Origin of the sequence: Nocardioides jejuensis, from assembly GCF_004337475.1 — a bacterium.
Taxonomy (GTDB): domain Bacteria; phylum Actinomycetota; class Actinomycetes; order Propionibacteriales; family Nocardioidaceae; genus Nocardioides; species Nocardioides jejuensis.
Map to the genome: position 1 here is coordinate 1 of NZ_SJZJ01000038.1, position 16984 is coordinate 16984.

At 69.3% G+C, this 16984-nt stretch carries 19 protein-coding genes and 1 rRNA gene; 17 read left to right on the forward strand and 3 right to left on the reverse strand.

The window, feature by feature from the left end; genetic code table 11:
• Positions 1–185 precede the first annotated feature (185 nt).
• From EPD65_RS15555 to EPD65_RS15590, 8 genes are all read left to right on the forward strand, one after another.
• Positions 186–1094, forward strand: coding sequence for a TauD/TfdA dioxygenase family protein (locus EPD65_RS15555; protein WP_131585746.1), 909 nt, complete (start codon positions 186–188; stop codon positions 1092–1094).
• 90 nt (positions 1095–1184) lie between these two features.
• Complete coding sequence (gene dapE / locus EPD65_RS15560; protein ID WP_243640633.1) at positions 1185–2261, forward strand: succinyl-diaminopimelate desuccinylase; 1077 nt, start codon at positions 1185–1187, stop codon at positions 2259–2261.
• Positions 2258–3025 carry an LOG family protein gene (locus tag EPD65_RS15565; RefSeq protein ID WP_131585748.1) on the forward strand — a complete coding sequence of 256 codons (768 nt, stop codon included), beginning with the start codon at positions 2258–2260 and terminating at the stop codon, positions 3023–3025. The genes dapE and EPD65_RS15565 overlap by 4 nt, the downstream gene beginning before the upstream one ends.
• A complete protein-coding gene (locus EPD65_RS15570; RefSeq protein WP_131585750.1) occupies positions 3025–3288 on the forward strand; it encodes a DivIVA domain-containing protein in 264 nt (87 codons plus the stop codon). The genes EPD65_RS15565 and EPD65_RS15570 overlap by 1 nt, the downstream gene beginning before the upstream one ends.
• A gap of 14 nt (positions 3289–3302) precedes the next feature.
• A complete protein-coding gene (locus EPD65_RS15575; RefSeq protein ID WP_131585752.1) occupies positions 3303–3734 on the forward strand; it encodes a hypothetical protein in 432 nt (143 codons plus the stop codon).
• 116 nt (positions 3735–3850) lie between these two features.
• Entirely contained in the window at positions 3851–4024 is a 174-nt protein-coding gene (locus EPD65_RS15580) for a DUF3117 domain-containing protein (RefSeq protein WP_131585754.1), read from the forward strand.
• Positions 4021–5553 (forward strand): leucyl aminopeptidase family protein, encoded by a 1533-nt coding sequence (locus tag EPD65_RS15585; RefSeq protein WP_243640634.1) that lies wholly within the window; start codon positions 4021–4023, stop codon positions 5551–5553. Before EPD65_RS15580 ends, EPD65_RS15585 begins: the two co-directional genes overlap by 4 nt.
• Positions 5550–5897: a hypothetical protein gene (locus tag EPD65_RS15590; RefSeq protein WP_131585755.1), complete on the forward strand. Its 348-nt coding sequence runs from the start codon at positions 5550–5552 to the stop codon at positions 5895–5897. The genes EPD65_RS15585 and EPD65_RS15590 overlap by 4 nt, the downstream gene beginning before the upstream one ends.
• A 61-nt stretch (positions 5898–5958) precedes the next feature.
• On the opposite strand, the gene EPD65_RS15595 is transcribed toward EPD65_RS15590, so the two are convergent.
• Positions 5959–6612 (reverse strand): O-methyltransferase, encoded by a 654-nt coding sequence (locus EPD65_RS15595; RefSeq protein WP_243640635.1) that lies wholly within the window; start codon positions 6610–6612, stop codon positions 5959–5961.
• Between the two features lie 142 nt (positions 6613–6754).
• Between EPD65_RS15595 and sigE the strand changes: the two genes are divergently transcribed.
• Genes sigE through EPD65_RS15610 form a run of 3 tightly spaced genes read left to right on the forward strand, consistent with a single transcriptional unit; the run spans position 6755 to position 9056 of the window.
• A complete protein-coding gene (gene sigE, locus EPD65_RS15600) occupies positions 6755–7345 on the forward strand; it encodes an RNA polymerase sigma factor SigE (RefSeq protein ID WP_341539065.1) in 591 nt (196 codons plus the stop codon).
• Entirely contained in the window at positions 7342–7776 is a 435-nt protein-coding gene (locus tag EPD65_RS15605) for a zf-HC2 domain-containing protein (RefSeq protein ID WP_131585761.1), read from the forward strand. Before sigE ends, EPD65_RS15605 begins: the two co-directional genes overlap by 4 nt.
• An 11-nt stretch (positions 7777–7787) precedes the next feature.
• A complete protein-coding gene (locus EPD65_RS15610) occupies positions 7788–9056 on the forward strand; it encodes a S1C family serine protease (RefSeq protein ID WP_131585763.1) in 1269 nt (422 codons plus the stop codon).
• Between the two features lie 14 nt (positions 9057–9070).
• Here EPD65_RS15610 and EPD65_RS15615 read toward each other — a convergent pair whose 3' ends face one another.
• Positions 9071–9316, reverse strand: a complete 246-nt coding sequence (locus EPD65_RS15615; RefSeq protein ID WP_131585764.1) for a helix-turn-helix domain-containing protein — start codon at positions 9314–9316, stop codon at positions 9071–9073.
• A 105-nt stretch (positions 9317–9421) separates the two neighbouring features.
• On the opposite strand from EPD65_RS15615, the gene EPD65_RS15620 reads away from it, so the two are divergent.
• Together EPD65_RS15620 and EPD65_RS15625 are read left to right on the forward strand one after the other, a co-directional pair.
• Complete coding sequence (locus tag EPD65_RS15620; protein WP_131585766.1) at positions 9422–10063, forward strand: hypothetical protein; 642 nt, start codon at positions 9422–9424, stop codon at positions 10061–10063.
• Between the two features lies 1 nt (position 10064).
• Positions 10065–11348 carry a CpaE/TadZ family protein gene (locus tag EPD65_RS15625; RefSeq protein WP_131585768.1) on the forward strand — a complete coding sequence of 428 codons (1284 nt, stop codon included), beginning with the start codon at positions 10065–10067 and terminating at the stop codon, positions 11346–11348.
• Here the strand turns inward: EPD65_RS15625 and EPD65_RS15630 are convergent.
• Complete coding sequence (locus tag EPD65_RS15630) at positions 11311–12615, reverse strand: hypothetical protein (protein ID WP_131585770.1); 1305 nt, start codon at positions 12613–12615, stop codon at positions 11311–11313. The genes EPD65_RS15625 and EPD65_RS15630 overlap by 38 nt on opposite strands.
• Before the next feature lie 134 nt (positions 12616–12749).
• Between EPD65_RS15630 and EPD65_RS15635 the strand changes: the two genes are divergently transcribed.
• The 4 genes from EPD65_RS15635 to EPD65_RS15645 all read left to right on the forward strand — a co-directional run.
• Positions 12750–13163 carry a DUF6912 family protein gene (locus EPD65_RS15635; RefSeq protein WP_131585772.1) on the forward strand — a complete coding sequence of 138 codons (414 nt, stop codon included), beginning with the start codon at positions 12750–12752 and terminating at the stop codon, positions 13161–13163.
• 24 nt (positions 13164–13187) lie between these two features.
• Positions 13188–14819, forward strand: coding sequence for an L-glutamate gamma-semialdehyde dehydrogenase (gene pruA, locus EPD65_RS15640; protein ID WP_131585774.1), 1632 nt, complete (start codon positions 13188–13190; stop codon positions 14817–14819).
• Positions 14820–14836: 17 nt separating this feature from the next.
• Positions 14837–14974, forward strand: a complete 138-nt coding sequence (locus EPD65_RS16375; RefSeq protein ID WP_165873033.1) for a hypothetical protein — start codon at positions 14837–14839, stop codon at positions 14972–14974.
• A gap of 529 nt (positions 14975–15503) precedes the next feature.
• Positions 15504–16984, forward strand: a 16S ribosomal RNA gene (locus EPD65_RS15645); the annotation flags it as partial.

Genomic DNA, 16984 nt, shown 5'->3' on the forward strand with positions numbered 1-16984 from the left:
CACGCGCCCCGTCTCGGTGGCGCACACCTTGCACGTATTGCAATAAGTCGAGTAACTTGCTCGACAATCATGAACGTTCTCCTGACCCAACGCGTGCACGTCGACCTGATGCGCGTGCACAGCTCCCTCTGTCGCTGACGCCGCCCCGCGCCCGTTCCAGCACACAGACACCCAGGAGAACCACCATGTCCCTCGACATCCAGAAGATCAGCTCCCACATCGGCGCCCGCATCACGGGCGTCCAGGCGAAGCCCGACCTCGACGCCGCCACCGTCGCCGAGCTCCGTGCCGCCCTGCTCGAGCACAAGGCGATCGTGCTCGACGCCCCTGACCTCGACGCCGACGGGCAGGCCCGGTTCGCCGGCTTCTTCGGCGACCTGACCACCGCGCATCCGACCGTCCCGGGCCTCGACGGCGCGCCGAACATCCTCGACGTCGACAGCGAGCGCGGCACCGCCAACGTCTGGCACACCGACGTGACCTTCGTGGTCAACCCGCCCGCGATCAGCACGCTGCGCAGCATCACCATCCCGCCGTACGGCGGCGAGACGCTCGTCGCGAACACCGCCGCGGCGTACGCCAGCCTCCCGCAGCCGCTTCGCACGTGGGCCGACACGCTGTGGGCGGTCCACACCAACGTCTACGACTACGCGCGCGCCGAGGAGGACACCCCGCGGCAGAAGGAGTACCGCGACGTCTTCCAGTCCACGGTCTTCGAGAGCCGGCACCCGGTCGTCCGGGTCCACCCGGAGACGGGGGAGAAGGGTCTCTTCATCGGCGGCTTCACGCGTCGCATCGAGGGCCTGTCGGAGACCGAGTCGCGCGACGTGATCCGGCTCCTGCAGGCGCACGTCACCAAGCCGGAGCACATCCTGCGCTGGTCGTGGCAGCCCGGACAGGTGCTGGTCTTCGACAACCGGATCACCCAGCACTACGCCATCGACAACTACGACCAGCAGCCGCGCAAGCTGGCCCGGATCACCGTCGCGGGCGACGTCCCTGTCGCCGTCAACGGCGAGCGCAGCCAGTCGATCACCGGCGACGCGAGCCACTACACGCCGTCCGGGGACGCCGCCGCGACCCGGGCCGCCTGACCCCAGCGGTACGCCGGTGCCGGCGCGACGCACCGGCGTACCGCTCAGGCCTGTCGGCCCGCCGTGGCCGCACCTGATTGGATGGGCGGCATGAGCCTCGATCTCGCCGCCGACGTCGTCGAGCTGACCCGTCAGCTCGTCGACTTCCCGTCCGAGAGCCTCCAGGAGGAGGCCCTCGCCGATGCCGTCGAGGCGGCCCTGCGGGGGCGTGACCACCTGGAGATCACGCGCGTCGGCAACACGGTCGTCGCCCGCACGACGTTGGGCCGCACCGAGCGTGTCGTCATCGCCGGTCACCTCGACACGGTCCCGGAGAACGGCAACCTTCCGAGCCGGCTCGAGGACGGCGTCCTGCACGGTCTCGGCAGCGTCGACATGAAGGGCGGCGTCGCCGTCGGTCTCAAGCTCGCCGCCACCCTGACCGCGACCAACCGCGACGTCACCTACGTCTTCTACGACGCCGAGGAGATCGCCGCGATCCACAACGGCCTGGGCAAGCTGAGCGAGAGCCACCCGCACCTGCTCGACGCGGACTTCGCGATCCTCATGGAGCCCTCCAATGCACTCGTCGAGGCGGGCTGCCAGGGCACGATGCGCATCGAGGTTGCGACGACCGGTGAGCGTGCACACACCGCGCGTGCGTGGATGGGATCCAATGCCATCCACAAGACCGCCGAGATCCTCGACCGACTCAACGCCTACGAGCCGCGCAAGCCGGTCATCGACGGCCTCGAGTACCACGAGGGTCTCAACGCGGTCTTCATCAGCGGCGGCGTCGCCGGCAACGTCCTGCCCGACGCGTGCACGGTCACGGTCAACTACCGCTTCGCCCCCGACCGCAGCGTCGAGGAGGCCGAGGCCTACCTCCGCACCTTCTTCGACGGGTACGCCGTCACGGTCACCGACGCCAGTCCCGGCGCGCTGCCCGGCCTGTCCCGTCCGGCCGCGAAGGCCTTCCTCGAGGCGGTCGGTGGCGAGCCGGCCCCGAAGTTCGGCTGGACCGACGTGTCCCGCTTCAGCGCCCTCGGCGTACCGGCGGTGAACTTCGGTCCCGGCGACCCGCTGCTCGCCCACAAGGCCGAGGAGCACGTGCACATCGAGGAGATCGTCCGCTGCGAGCAGCAGCTGGTCGCCTGGCTGAGCGACGCGAGCGAGGAGGCACGATGACCGAGATCAAGCCCATGCCCGAGAAGTCGAAGGGCCCGGTCCGCCTGCGCCGCAGCCAGGTCGACCACTCGACGACGGACCAGCGCCTCCTCGACGCACGCGGCCCCAGCGACTGGGTCCACACGGATCCGTGGCGGGTGCTGCGCATCCAGGCGGAGTTCGTCGAGGGCTTCGGGTCGCTGGCCGAGCTCGGCCCGGCGATCGCCGTCTTCGGGTCGGCGCGCACCAAGCCCGAGCACCCGCACTACGCCCAGGCCGAGGAGGCCGGACGCAAGCTGGCAGAGGCCGACTTCGCCGTCATCACCGGTGGCGGCCCCGGCACGATGGAGGCCGCCAACAAGGGCGCCAGCCAGGCCGGTGGGGTCAGCATCGGCCTCGGCATCGAGCTGCCCTTCGAGACCGGTCTCAACGCCTGGGTCGACAAGGGCATCAACTTCCGTTACTTCTTCGCCCGCAAGACGATGTTCGTGAAGTACAGCCAGGGCTTCATCGCCCTCCCGGGCGGCATCGGCACGCTCGATGAGCTCTTCGAGCTGCTGACCCTCGTGCAGACGGGCAAGAAGACGCAGTTCCCCGTGGTGCTGATCGGCGTCGCGTTCTGGAGCGGCCTCCTCGACTGGCTGCGCGAGACGGTCCTGGCCGACGGCAAGATCTCGCCCAAGGACCTCGACCTGATCATGCTCACCGACGACGTCGACGAGGCCGTGGCCGTCATGGTCGAGGCGCGCCGGCTCCGCGAGGCCGAAGGGGATGAGGAGTCGTGATGTGGTTCTTCGCGATCCTGGTCGTCCTGGCGCTCGGCGGTGTCGCGCTGGTGGCGTCCGGACGCGGCGAGCCCCTGGCCCCGGCGTACGACGACCGGCCTGATGTCGTGCTCCCCGCCGGCCGGCGACTGGTCGGGGAGGACCTGCGCCGCGTGCGGTTCGGCGTCGTCCTGCGTGGCTACCGGATGTCCGAGGTCGACGCGCTGCTGGTCCGGCTGGCTGACCAGCTCGAGGCGCGTCACGACACGGTGTCCGGGGAATAGGGCAGACTCCCGCTGTGTCCACCGCACTTCTCGTCTACCTGCTGACGCCGCTGCCGGGCGTCGTGGTGATCCTGACCCGGCTCCGGCTGGGTGGTCCGAAGGCCCTGTCAGGTCGGCTCGAGATCTCGCGCCGCGTGCTCAACACGCACACGATCGTCGGGCTGATCGCCGGCCTCACCTGGATCGCGTTCCTGCTTACCGGCATCGGCTCCGAGCACAAGGGCAACCCGATCGTCGGTGTCGTCGCGCTAGCCATGCTGTGGGTGACCGCTGTCGCCGGCCTGATGATCCTTGCCCGTTGGCTGCGACCGCGCGGCAAGCGGGCCGCTCAGGTGATCAACGAAGACTCCTGGGGCCGCGGCCCGGGCCTCTCGCTGCTGGCACATCTGGGTCTCTTCGTGATGGTCCTGATCTTCACGTGGGCCTACCTCGTCACCGCCGTCTGAACACCATCAGGCGCACCAGCGTGCAGAACCCCCTTCTGCGCATGGGATAATGGTCACTCCGGCGCCGCCCTGCGGCGCCATGTCACAGGTTGCAGATCAAGGAAGAGGTGTCGCGGATGGCGGCAATGAAGCCCCGCACCGGCGACGGTCCGATGGAAGTCACCAAGGAAGGTCGCGGCATCGTCATGCGCGTCCCGCTCGAGGGTGGCGGCCGTCTTGTCGTCGAGCTCAACGCCGAAGAGGCTGGCAACCTTCGTGACGCCCTCGCTGGCGTCGTCGGGCCTGCGTGACCCCCAACCCCACCGACCTGGTCGGCCTGCCGGCCCAGGTCTCACCGCCCGTCTTCGTTCTCGAGGAGTACGACGCCGGGCGTCTGCCCGCGGGCGCCTTCGTGGCGTGCGCAGTGCTTCCGGCCGAGGACGGGACTGACGGTCCGGTCCTTGGCGCGGGTGCATCGGAGCTCTCCGACGCGCTCGGCGTCGATCTCCTCGAGGTCCTGGCGTTCCACGGTGGCTCCGGTGCGGCGGGCGAGCTGATCCAGCACGCCCTGCCCGGCGGAGGAGCGGTCCTCCTCGCCGGTCTGGGCGCCTCGCGTCCCCGCGACTTCCGCGACGCCGGTGCGGCACTCGCCCGCGCTGCCAAGGGCCGCGACCGTCTGCACGTCGGTCTCGCTGCTCTGGCGGACGACGTCGCGCTGCGCGCCCTCGTCGAGGGCCTTGCCCTCGGCTCGTTCGAGTTCCACTGGCGCTCGGCCGGTGCTACTGCGCGGCCGGTGGCGACGGTCGTCCTCGATGCGGCCCCCGCGCGGCAGCCGGTCGTCGAGACCGCTGCCGCGATCGCCCTGGCCGGCTGGCGTTCGCGCGCGCTCGCGACCACCCCGTCCAACCTCAAGAACCCCGCGTGGCTGGCCGAGCAGGCCGCCGTCTGGGCCAGAGAGTCGGGCCTCGACCTCCGGGTGTGGGACGACTCGGAGCTCCGTGAGGGCGGCTTCGGCGGCATCATCGCCGTCGGCCAGGCCTCGGCCACCCCGCCGCGTCTGCTCCAGCTCAGCTACAGCCCGCCCAAGGCCCGTCGCAAGACTCCGCACCTTGTGCTGGTCGGCAAGGGCATCACCTTCGACTCGGGCGGCCTGTCCATCAAGCCCGCCGACTCGATGGTCACGATGAAGCGCGACATGACCGGCGGCGCCGTCGTCCTCGCGACGATGGCCGCACTCGCTGCGGTCGGGTGCCCGATCCGCGTCACCGGCCTGGTCGCCGCTGCGGAGAACGCCGTCTCCGGCTCGTCGTACCGCCCTGGTGACGTGATCCGCCACTACGGCGGCCGCACCACCGAGGTGACCAACACCGACGCCGAGGGCCGGCTCGTCCTTGCCGATGCCCTTGCGTACGCCGCCGCCGAGCTCAAGCCCGACGTGGTCGTCGACATCGCCACGCTCACGGGAGCGGCCAAGGTCGCGCTCGGGCTGAAGACCGGTGCCCTGTTCGCCACCGACGACGTGCTGGCTGCTCGCATCACCGCGGCCGGCGACGCCGCCGGCGAGGCGCTGTGGCGTCTGCCGCTCGCGGCCACCTACGAGGAGCGGCTCTCCTCGAAGATCGCCGACGCCGACAACGCGGCCGGCGGCCCGGGCGCGATCACCGCCGCGCTCTTCCTGCAGCACTTCGTGGGCGACCTTCCGTGGGCCCACCTCGACGTCGCTCCGGTCGGTGACACTGTCGCTGACGACGGCATCTGGACGGCGGGCCCGAGCGGTTTCGGCGCCCGGCTCCTGCTCCACTGGCTCGAGCAGGACGCACCCCTGGAAGGAATCTCATGAGCAACCTCAACGGCCTCACCGTCCGCTGGTCGCTGGTCGACGCCCCGGCAGACACCGCTGACCGGCTCCGCGACTACGTCGAGGAGCCGTCCCACGCGAAGTTCACCGGCAAGCCGGGCATGCGCTTCAAGACCTGGCGGATGGTGCCGGGCCAGTGGTTCGAGGGGTGCTACGTCTTCGAGTCCGACGAGGCTCGTGCCGCCTTCCAGGCGGAGTTCACGCCCAACGCTCCGACGGCTCCCGTCTCGGAACTCACCGGCGCAGGCCCGCTCTTCATCGAGCCGTGCGAGGTCGTGGCGATCGCCGAGGGCGGCGCCGGCTTCGCGACGTACGCCCGCTTCTGACGCCAACGACGAAGGGCCGCTCCCCACCGGGGAGCGGCCCTTCGTCGTTGCTACGGATCAATCAGTCAGCTTCGGGAGCCCAGACCTTCTTGGCGCACAGCAGGCCGTCACCGACGGGCAGCAGCACCGGGACGAGCGCCTCGTTCTCGGCGACCGCCTTGCCCAGCTCGCGGATGGCGACCGTCTGGTCGTCGCGCTGTGCCGGGTCGGCGACGCGGTCGTGCCAGAGCGCGTTGTCGAAGCAGACGACTCCACCGGGACGCAGCAGGCGCAGCGCCTCCTTGAGGTACGCCGAGTACTCACGCTTGTCGCCGTCGCAGAAGACGATGTCGTAGTGACCGTCAGTCAGGCGGGGGAGCACGTCGAGGGCCGAGCCGGGGATCGTGCGCGCACGATTGGACGCGATGCCGGCCTCGGAGAAGGCCTTCTTGGCAAGGCGCTGGTGCTCGGCCTCGACGTCGACGGTCGTGAGGACGCCGTCCGGGCGCATGCCCCGAAGGATCCAGAGTCCCGAGACGCCGGTGCCCGTGCCGATCTCGACGGCAGCGCGCGCGTCGAGCACGGCCGCGAGGAAGCGCAGCGCTGCTCCGACGCCCGAGCCGATCGGCACGACGCCGACCTCCTGGGCGCGCTCGCGCGCGGCGCGCAGGACATCGTCCTCGCCCACGAACTCTTCGGCGTAGGTCCAGCTCGTCGTGCTGATGGGTGCGGTGATGACGGCCTCCTCAAGCGGTGTGCGGATGACCCTACCGTCTGGTTTCGTGGGAACACACGGGGTCGCAGGCTCGTTCGGCTTCACAGTCAGCGCCCTGCAACACCTCAGGGTTCTTTCAGATCGGATGCCTAGCGTGAGTGTCATGACCGAAGTGAGCCCCGTACCGGCCGATGCCGTCCCCACCTGGGACGAGATCGTCGACCGGCACAGTGACCGCGTGTACCGGCTGGCCTACCGGCTGACCGGCAACGCAGCCGACGCCGAGGATCTGACCCAGGACGTCTTCGTCCGCGTGTTCCGGTCCCTCGACACCTACACGCCCGGCACCTTCGAGGGCTGGCTGCACCGCATCACCACCAACCTCTTCCTCGACGGTGCGCGGCGTCGGCAGCGGATCCGTTTCGACGCCCTCTCCGACGAGCGCGCGGAGCGGCTCCGCTCGAGCCTCGCGGCCCCGCACGAGGCCTACGCGGACCGCACGTTCGACGCCGACGTCGAGCAGGCCCTCGCCGCGCTCCCGCCCGACTTCCGTGCTGCGGTGGTGCTGTGCGACATCGAGGGCCTCACCTACGAGGAGATCGCCGACATCGTCGGCGCCAAGCTCGGCACGGTCCGGTCCCGGATCAGCCGCGGTCGCGCGATGCTGCGCGCCAGCCTCGCCCACCGGGCGCCCTCCGCTGGTCGCACCCGCTACGCCGGGCCGATGACCGTCGCGACGGGGATCGGCCGATGATCGGCCACGTCGGCGCCCGCGTCGGTGCCCTCGTCGACGGTCAGCTGCCGCGCGAGGAGGCCGAGCGCCTCTGGCACCACGTCCACGGCTGCCGTCGGTGCAGCGCTCGCGTCGAGCGCGAGGGCTGGGTCAAGATGCAGCTCGCCGGCCTCGCCTCCTCGTGGCCGGAGAGCGCGCCGCTCGGCCTCCGGGCCGGCCTCGCCGACACCCCGGCGTACGGCGTTCCGCTGCCGGCGCTGAGCCACTCGTCGGACCATCGCGGCCTGCTCACCGTCGCCGCACTCGGAGCAGGCTCGCTGGGCGCCGCGATGATCGGCGTGATCGCCCTCCAGGTGGCCGATCACCCCGCTGACCGCCGTCCGCCGGTGGCCACCTCTCTCCAGACCCGCATCGCCGACCCCTCCACGGGCCGGACGCGCACCGAGCCGTGAAGGATCCCCAGATGAACGACCAGCCCGACGCGCAGCCCACGACCCCGATTCCGCCGGCCCCGCCCGCGCCCCCCGTGCCGCCGGCCCCGCCGGTTCCGCCCGCAGCTGCGCAGTACGAGCACACCGCCGTCCTCCCGACCTACGGCTCCAGCGTCATCGGCACGGTCCCTGAGCCCGAACGGCGTTCGCGCGTCGCGGGCTGGGTCTGGCCCTCCGTCGCGGTTCTGGCGCTCCTGGCCGGCCTCGTCGGTGGAGCCCTGGGCGGCGCGGCGTACCAGAACCTCAACCCCTCGTCGTCGTCCGGCGACGGGCTCGGCGGGGTCACCATCGAGACCAAGGCGCCGCTGCCCGCCGACAACGGCAGTGTCTCCGCGGTCGCCGCCAAGGTCCTGCCGTCGACGGTCCAGATCATCGCGGACACGGAGTCCGAGGAGCAGGGCGCGACCGGATCCGGATTCGTCCTCGACCGCGAGGGCCACGTCGTCACCAACAACCACGTCATCGAGGGTGCTGACCACGCTGGCGGCAAGGTCACCGTGGTCAACGCCGAGGGCAAGCGCTTCTCCGCCGAGATCGTCGGCCGGACCCAGGCCTACGACCTGGCCGTGCTCAAGGTGAAGGGGCTCGAAGGCGTGCAGCCCGCCGCACTCGGCACGTCGACCGACCTGAAGGTCGGCGAGGGCGTCGTGGCCATCGGATCCCCGCTCGGCCTCGCCAACACCGTCACGGCCGGCATCGTGTCCTCGCTCAACCGGCCCGTGTCGACCAGCGGCGACGCCCAGGACACCGCGTCCTTCATCAACGCCGTCCAGACGGACGCCGCCGTCAACCCGGGCAACTCAGGTGGTCCGCTGGTCGACATGCGGGGCCGCATCGTCGGCATCAACAGCGCGATCGCCACCGTGGCGGGATCCTCGACCGGTCAGGGCGGCAACATCGGTGTCGCCTTCGCGATCCCGGTCGAGCAGGTCCGGGTGTCCGTCGACGAGATCCTGCGTGACGGCCACGCCAGCTACCCGGTCATCGGCGCGACGGTCAGCAGCGGTCCCGACGAGGACGGCGCCCACGTCGAAGAGGTCTCGCCGGGCAGCCCGGCGGCTGGCGCGGGGCTGCAGAAGGGCGACGTGATCAGCGCGATCAACGGCCACGCTGTCTCGGACAACGCCTCGCTGATCGTGGCGATCCGTGCCCAGATGCCCGGTGACACCGTGAAGCTCACCGTCGAGCGCAACGGTGACGAGCGCACGGTCCAGATCAAGCTCGCGTCGAAGGTCGGCTGACCGGGCAGCGAGCCTCAGCGCAGCTCGTCGGCGCCCTCGTCCACCTCGGTGAACGGATGGGCGTCGACGAACTGGCGCGTCGCCACGTACTGCTGCTGGATGTAGGACTCGAGCTGCTCGGACTCGACGCGCCACTGGCCGCGTCCGCCGATCTTGATGGCGGGCAGCTCGCCGCGTCGGACCAGCGCGTAGACCTGCGCCGTCGAGGTGTTGAGGACTTCAGCGACGTCGGCGAGCGTGAGGAAACGGGGGCCGGACATGCCTCCCACTCTGCCACCCCCACCCACGCCACCGTCCGCGCCCCGCGGTCCGCCTGTGGACGGAGGGGATGACGAAGTCGGCATCTCCTGCGCATGATGTCTCGCGTGACCAAGGATCTCGGGACCTCGGTCACGCCGGCCGCTGCACGTTCAGTGCGGCCGCCCTGGCGTGACGCGCGGCTGTGGATAGGGGTGGCGCTCGTCGCCACATCGATCGCCGTGGGCGCCCGCGTGATGGCGGGTGCGGATGACATGACCCGCGTGTGGGCCGCACGGGCTGACCTGCAGCCCGGCGCTGCGCTCGGCAGCGACGATCTCGTGATCGCATCGGTTCGCCTCGACGCGGCGGCCCAGGCGCGTTACCTGCGTGCTGATGCTCCTCCACCGGACCATCAGCGCCTGCTCCGTGCGGTGGGCGAGGGCGAGCTCATCCCCGCAGCGGCGCTCGGCGCCGAGGCGTCCGGTGTCGTGTCGGTGCCGCTCTCGGTCCCCGGCGGTGCCGCGCCCCCGTCGCTGGCGCCGGGGGCTGTCGTCGACGTCTGGGTGACGTCAGGGGATCGGGGCGAGGCGGCCTCGCCCGTTCTCGACGACGTCGTGGTCCTCGAGGTCCCCGCGACGGACGACGTCCTCGGTGCGGGTGGCGACCGCGAGGTGGTCGTCGGTGTTCCTGCGACGGCCCGTGACGGTGTCGGACGGGTTCTCGCCGCGGCGCGCGACGGCCGCGTCTCCCTGACCCGGGAGGGGTGACGTGGCGACGGCGATCGCCGTGCTGGTCGTCGCCTCCGGCGCTCCGTGGGAGCCCGAGGCGCTCGCCGCACTCGACATGGCACCCGGTGTAGTCGTCCTCCGGCGCTGCATGGACGTCACGGACCTCCTGGCCCATGCTGCGGCGGGAGACGCGAGGGTGGCCCTCGTGGTCGCCCAGTCACCGGGGCTCGACCACGACGCGATCAGCCGGCTGCGCCGCGACCTGGTCGAGCCCGTTGTCGTGCTTGCTGACGGCCGCGTGGATGCAGTCGATCGCGCCCGCCGGATCGGCGTTCGCCACGTGGCCTCCGCGACCGACCTCGGGTCGCTGCCCGCGCTCGTGCGCAGCGCAGCCCAGGGAGTGCCGGGTGCGGTTGCCTCGAGCGGCGCCGCGCACACGGGCCCTGAAGGAGCCGCTGCTGCGGGCGCGCCGGAGTCTGAGGGTTCCGGCGGAGTATCGGTTGCCGTCTGGGGCCCGGCAGGTGCGCCCGGACGGACCACTGTCGCTCTTGGTCTTGCTGCCGAGCTGGCAGTGCGGGGACGCGATCCGCTCCTCGTCGATGCGGACCCCTGGGGCGGCTCGGTCGCCCAGCGTCTCGGGGTCCTCGACGAGGTGTCCGGTCTGCTCGCTGCCGCGCGGGCGGTTGCGCGCGGAGACCGACCGGTTGTCGATCCGGCCGTCGTGCGCGGAGTCGGAGGGTTCCGGGTCGTCACGGGGCTCCCGCGGTCCGACAGGTGGGCCGAGGTGGGGCCCGAGGTCGTCGACGCATTCCTCGATCAGTCGGCCTGTGACGTCCTCTTCGACACGGGTTTCAGCGTCGAGGACGACCCCGCGGCGGACTTCGGCGGGCGGCCCGGGCGCAACGCCCTGACCCACGCGGCGCTTGCGTCAGCAGATGCGCTCGTGGTCGTGGGCACTCCCGATCCGGTCGGCCTGGCGCGCCTCGCACGCGCCCTGGACGAGCTCAACGAGCGCTCGAGCGGTCAGCCCGTTCACGTCGTCCTGAACCGATGGCGATCCCGCCTGGGCATCGATGAGGGCGAGGCCCAGCGCCTGCTCGCGGGCTTCGGCGAGGTGGCGGCCTTCCACCTCGTGCCCGATGACGCTCTGGCTGCAGATCGCGCGCTCGTCACAGGTCGCACCTACGTCGAGGCCGGCCCGAGCCCGCTGTCGCGCTCGTTCGTCCCGCTGGTCGACGCACTGTTTCCCGATGCGCGCCTGGAGCGCGTCGATGCGCAGCCGTCGATCAGGCGCCGAAGAGCAGGAGCAGGCCGCCGGCGGTGAAGCCGACCATCAGGAAGAGCAGGGCCAGCTGACCGGACAGCTGGTCGCGCTTCGGCAGCAGGCGCATCGCGGCGTCGTGGGCTGCGACGACCGCGACGACATGGCCCGTCAGTACGCCGGCGACCTTGGCGGTCGCGAGGAACATCGGGTGCTCCGAGAGCCAGTAGTTGACGGCCCGGTTGGAGAGACCGAGCAGGTTGGCCCCGTTGCTCAGCGGGTCGCCCAGCTGGATCAGGGTCTGCTGGCCGCTCTCCACGAGCATGCTGAGGTAGTGCGCGAAGACGTAGCCGACGATGATCGGCACCATCGTGTGCGCGTACGCCGCGGGCAGCTGCCGCCGGTCGTGGCCCTGGTGGATGCCGGTGAGCATCGTCGCGCCGGCGAAGAGGAGGCCGACGATCAGCACGAGGCTGACCAGACCGATCGTGCCGATGGTCTCTCGCGGGCCGAGGGACTGGGTGTGCACCAGCCACCACGACGAGCCGCCGAGCGAGTCGAACGCCGTGCTTCCCAGCAGGACGGCGCACACCGCCAGGATTCCAGGGTGGATCTCCAGCGACGCGAGGTGGCGGAACGGGTTCACGAACTCGACGCGACCGTCGACCCGGCGCACCGGCGCGAGGTGCCCGACGAAGGTCGAGTAGACCTCGAACGGGTCCGCGCGTGCGAAGAACGTGTTGCCGTAGACGGCGCCGCCGATCACCATCGCGCCGAGGTAGATCGCCAGCCACAGCCGCACGTTGCCGAGCTCTGCGTTGCCGGCGAAGACCAGCTCCATCCAGACGAACGCCAGCAGGCCGAACGCTGCGGGCCAGTAGCCGAGCCGCTCGGGGTACTCGCGCAGCCCCACCTCGGGGTCGGCTCCGGAGACCTTCGCGAGGAGCGTGTTGATGGTGCGGACGGGGCTCAGTGCCCGGTAGACGGGGCCGAACGCGAGCGACAGCGGCACCATGCCGGTCCACAGGAGCACGTAGAAGACGCCGAAGACCGGGTTGATGAGCGTGTCCTGGCCGAAGAGCGCGGCCACGGCGACGTACAGGAAGAAGGCAAAGCCGAAGGTCCGGAGGATCGGGCCGATCACGGGGCCGCCCGGAGCACCGGCCTCGTCAATCGTGCCCGTGGCGGTGTCGGCGAAGTGCGGCTTGCGCCACGCCACCGCCAGGATCACGAACGAGACGGTCAACGCCGCACAGGCGCCCGCGATCGCGTACTCCGCCGGGATGGGGAGGTCCTTGGCGCCACCGACGCCGTGCATGCTGATGAACATCTGTCAGCCGTCCTGATCTGCCGCGCGGTCCTGCGCGTCGTCCTCGAAAGTCACCCGGCTGCGCCTGCACGGCAGGTGCCTCCGGCTCTGGGAGACTTCCACAGGATCCCAAGAACTTGATGAAAGAGGTCGCGATGGCCGTCCGTGTGTACGTCCCGTTCACCCGTGACGGCCTGGCGCGTGCCCTCTCTGCCGGGCGCATCGACGCACCGTTCCTGGCGCACGCCGTCACGGAGTCCCTCGTCGCCGCCTGGCCCGAGGGCGACGACGAGGAGCTCGAGTACGCCGCGATGGCGGCCGCCGCGCACGCTTCCTGGGAGTTGCGGGCAGCGGAGGACGTGCCTCGGCGCTACGTTCTCGCCGGCGATGTTGCGGCTGTGACCCCGGTCGACTCCGATGATCCGACACTGGTCTCTGTGGACGCCGAGCTCCCGTGGAGCAGGGTGGCGTCGGTTCACGCCGATCTGGCCGACATCGGTGAGGACGACCTCGACGACGCCGATCTCGCCTGGCACGCCACGCAGGAGATCGCGGGCCTCGTCTCCTGACGGAGCCGGTGGCACGATCGTGGGATGGACGCCGTGACGCATCCACCCACGCCCCGCAATGAACCGGTGCTCGACTACGCGTCGGGGTCTCCCGAGCGCGCGGCCCTGGCGGCTGAGCTCGCCCGCCAGTCCGCCGAGGAGCGGGACCTGCCCGGCTACGTCGCGGGGGAGTGGCGTCATGGTGGCGGCGCTCGTGACCAGGTGGTCGCGCCGCATGAGCACCAGCACGTTCTCGGCCACTTCCGGCACAGCACCCCCGAGGACGCTGCCCGGGCGGCGGCCGGTGCCCGGGCCGCGGCTCCCGCGTGGAGTGACCTGCCGTACGACGAGCGGGCCGCCGTCTTCCTCCGCGCTGCGGATCTGCTGGCAGGTCCGTGGCGGCAGCGCCTGAACGCCGCCACGATGCTCGGCCAGTCGAAGACGGTCGTCCAGGCAGAGATCGATGCGGCGTGCGAGCTGATCGACTTCTGGCGGTTCAACGTGCTGTTCGGCCGCAGGATCCTCGAGGAGCAGCCGGAGCTCCAGGGCGCCGGCGTCTGGAACCGCCTCGACCACCGCCCGCTCGAGGGCTTCGTCTACGCGGTCACACCGTTCAACTTCACCTCGATCGCCGGCAACCTGCCGACCGCCCCCGCCCTCATGGGCAATGTCGTGATCTGGAAGCCGTCCTCGACGCAGCAGCTCTCGGCGACGCTGACGATGGAGCTGCTCGAGGCGGCCGGTCTGCCACCGGGGGTCATCTCCATGCTCCCGGGTCACGGCTCGCCCGTGTCCGAGGTGGTGCTCGCAGATCCGGAACTGGCCGGCATCCACTTCACCGGCTCGACGGCGACCTTCCGTCACCTGTGGTCCACGGTCGGCGAGCGGATCGCTTCCTACCGCGGGTACCCGCGCCTGGTGGGGGAGACGGGCGGCAAGGACTTCGTCCTGGCGCACGCCTCGGCAGATGCCGAGGCGCTACGCGTCGCGCTGCTCCGCGGGGCGTTCGAGTACCAGGGACAGAAGTGCTCGGCCGCCTCGCGGGCGTACGTCGCTCGCTCTGTGTGGGAGCAGATGGGCGAACACTTCCTCGCCGATGTCGACGCGCTCGAGGTGGGCGATCCCACGGACCTCAGCCACTTCATGGCGGCGCTCATCGACGAGCGGGCCTTCGAACGCGTGACCTCCGCGATCGACCGGGCCCGCGCGACGCCGGGACTCCGTGTCGCCGCCGGTGGCACGTACGACGACAGCGTCGGCTGGTTCGTCCGCCCGACCGTCGTTCTCGCCGAGGACCCGACGGATGCCATGTTCCGCGAGGAGTACTTCGGCCCGCTCCTCGTCGTGCACGTCTTCGACGACGAGCGGTACGACGACGTCGTTGCCCAGCTTGAGGGGTTCGCTCCCTATGCGCTCACGGGGGCCGTCTTTGCCACCGACCGCGGCGTCATCACCCGAACGACGGCGATGTTGCGGTTCGCGGCTGGCAACTTCTACGTCAACGACAAGCCCACGGGCGCGGTCGTGGGGCAGCAGCCCTTCGGGGGAGCGCGAGCCTCCGGCACGGATGACAAGGCGGGCTCGGCGGAGAACCTGCGGCGCTGGACCTCGACGCGGACGATCAAGGAGACGCTGTCCCCGCCCCACGATCACCGGTATCCGCACATGGATAGGTGAGACACAATGTCCACACCATGATCGCCTTGCACCTGGGACACCTGAACCCCGTCGAACAAGTACTCGTCCTGTTGATCGCCTTCGGCCCGTTCATGCTGGCTGCCGGAGTCGTCATCTACCTGCGCAAGCACGCCGTGGAGGACGACGAGGAGTGAGCTCGGTGGGGTCCGTGAGCGTGAATGCACGGTGAAGCAGGCCCCAGACACCCCCGTTTTGCATTCGTCGCCCAACGTGCCCTAATGTTTCACCTGTCAGCGCGGGACGCCCCCGGCGCCGCGACGCGGAGGATCTCCTCCCCACTGCGGACCGCCTGACCACCCTTCCCCACCTGGGTCCGAGCATGTGCGCTTAAGCGGCTGCAAGGAGTCAAACGGGGAAGTGTGCCCCGGGGAGCCGCACCGCGGAGGCCAGTTTGACAGGCCGAAACGAAGTCGGTAAGTTTGATCGAGTTGCCCCAAGCAGAGCCGAGAGGCCGAGCGAGGTGCGCGCTGGATCCTTGAGAACTCAACAGTGTGCCAAAAGTCGACGAATTAATTTTTACCCGTCCGACACTTCATGCCTTCGGGTGTGGGTTGGATGGTTCCTTTGGTAAGTAATCGATAATTCTGACAATTTTGTCAGGGTTCGGTCTCTTGCCGGGATCTCTTTTTCCTGCATGGCCTTTGGGTTGTGTGGGTGTTGTTTTCAACGGAGAGTTTGATCCTGGCTCAGGACGAACGCTGGCGGCGTGCTTAACACATGCAAGTCGAGCGGTAGTATGCCTTCGGGTGTATGAGAGCGGCGAACGGGTGAGTAACACGTGAGCAATCTGCCCTTCACTCTGGGATAGCCACCGGAAACGGTGATTAATACCGGATATGACCACTGTCGGCATCGATGGTGGTGGAAAGTTTTTGCGGTGAAGGATGGGCTCGCGGCCTATCAGCTTGTTGGTGAGGTAATGGCTCACCAAGGCTTCGACGGGTAGCCGGCCTGAGAGGGTGACCGGCCACACTGGGACTGAGACACGGCCCAGACTCCTACGGGAGGCAGCAGTGGGGAATATTGGACAATGGGCGAAAGCCTGATCCAGCAACGCCGCGTGAGGGATGACGGCCTTCGGGTTGTAAACCTCTTTCAGCAGGGACGAAGCGCAAGTGACGGTACCTGCAGAAGAAGCACCGGCCAACTACGTGCCAGCAGCCGCGGTAATACGTAGGGTGCGAGCGTTGTCCGGAATTATTGGGCGTAAAGGGCTCGTAGGCGGTTGGTCACGTCGGGAGTGAAAACTCGGAGCTTAACTCCGAGCCTGCTTCCGATACGGGCCGACTAGAGGTATGCAGGGGAGAACGGAATTCCTGGTGTAGCGGTGAAATGCGCAGATATCAGGAGGAACACCGGTGGCGAAGGCGGTTCTCTGGGCATTACCTGACGCTGAGGAGCGAAAGTGTGGGGAGCGAACAGGATTAGATACCCTGGTAGTCCACACCGTAAACGTTGGGCGCTAGGTGTGGGACACATTCCACGTGTTCCGTGCCGCAGCTAACGCATTAAGCGCCCCGCCTGGGGAGTACGGCCGCAAGGCTAAAACTCAAAGGAATTGACGGGGGCCCGCACAAGCGGCGGAGCATGCGGATTAATTCGATGCAACGCGAAGAACCTTACCTGGGTTTGACATATACCGGAAACACCTAGAGATAGGTGCCCTTTTAGTCGGTATACAGGTGGTGCATGGCTGTCGTCAGCTCGTGTCGTGAGATGTTGGGTTAAGTCCCGCAACGAGCGCAACCCTCGTCTTATGTTGCCAGCACGTAATGGTGGGGACTCATAAGAGACTGCCGGGGTCAACTCGGAGGAAGGTGGGGATGACGTCAAGTCATCATGCCCCTTATGTCCAGGGCTTCACGCATGCTACAATGGCCGGTACAAAGGGCTGCGATACCGCGAGGTGGAGCGAATCCCAAAAAGCCGGTCTCAGTTCGGATTGGGGTCTGCAACTCGACCCCATGAAGTCGGAGTCGCTAGTAATCGCAGATCAGCAACGCTGCGGTGAATACGTTCCCGGGCCTTGTACACACCGCCCGTCACGTCACGAAAGTTGGTAACACCCGAAGCCGGTGGCCTAACCCTTGTGGAGGGAGCCGTCGAAGGTGGGACGAGCGATTGGGACGAAGTCGTAACAAGGT

Coding starts and splice junctions, on each gene's coding strand:
- EPD65_RS15555 (WP_131585746.1), top strand. CDS start 186: ATGTCCCTCGACATCCAGAAGATCAGCTCCCACATCGGCGCCCGCATC.
- dapE (WP_243640633.1), top strand. CDS start 1,185: ATGAGCCTCGATCTCGCCGCCGACGTCGTCGAGCTGACCCGTCAGCTC.
- EPD65_RS15565 (WP_131585748.1), top strand. CDS start 2,258: ATGACCGAGATCAAGCCCATGCCCGAGAAGTCGAAGGGCCCGGTCCGC.
- EPD65_RS15570 (WP_131585750.1), top strand. CDS start 3,025: ATGTGGTTCTTCGCGATCCTGGTCGTCCTGGCGCTCGGCGGTGTCGCG.
- EPD65_RS15580 (WP_131585754.1), top strand. CDS start 3,851: ATGGCGGCAATGAAGCCCCGCACCGGCGACGGTCCGATGGAAGTCACC.
- EPD65_RS15590 (WP_131585755.1), top strand. CDS start 5,550: ATGAGCAACCTCAACGGCCTCACCGTCCGCTGGTCGCTGGTCGACGCC.
- sigE (WP_341539065.1), top strand. CDS start 6,755: ATGACCGAAGTGAGCCCCGTACCGGCCGATGCCGTCCCCACCTGGGAC.
- EPD65_RS15605 (WP_131585761.1), top strand. CDS start 7,342: ATGATCGGCCACGTCGGCGCCCGCGTCGGTGCCCTCGTCGACGGTCAG.
- EPD65_RS15610 (WP_131585763.1), top strand. CDS start 7,788: ATGAACGACCAGCCCGACGCGCAGCCCACGACCCCGATTCCGCCGGCC.
- EPD65_RS15615 (WP_131585764.1), bottom strand. CDS start 9,316: ATGTCCGGCCCCCGTTTCCTCACGCTCGCCGACGTCGCTGAAGTCCTC.
- EPD65_RS15630 (WP_131585770.1), bottom strand. CDS start 12,615: ATGTTCATCAGCATGCACGGCGTCGGTGGCGCCAAGGACCTCCCCATC.
- EPD65_RS15635 (WP_131585772.1), top strand. CDS start 12,750: ATGGCCGTCCGTGTGTACGTCCCGTTCACCCGTGACGGCCTGGCGCGT.
- pruA (WP_131585774.1), top strand. CDS start 13,188: ATGGACGCCGTGACGCATCCACCCACGCCCCGCAATGAACCGGTGCTC.
- EPD65_RS16375 (WP_165873033.1), top strand. CDS start 14,837: ATGATCGCCTTGCACCTGGGACACCTGAACCCCGTCGAACAAGTACTC.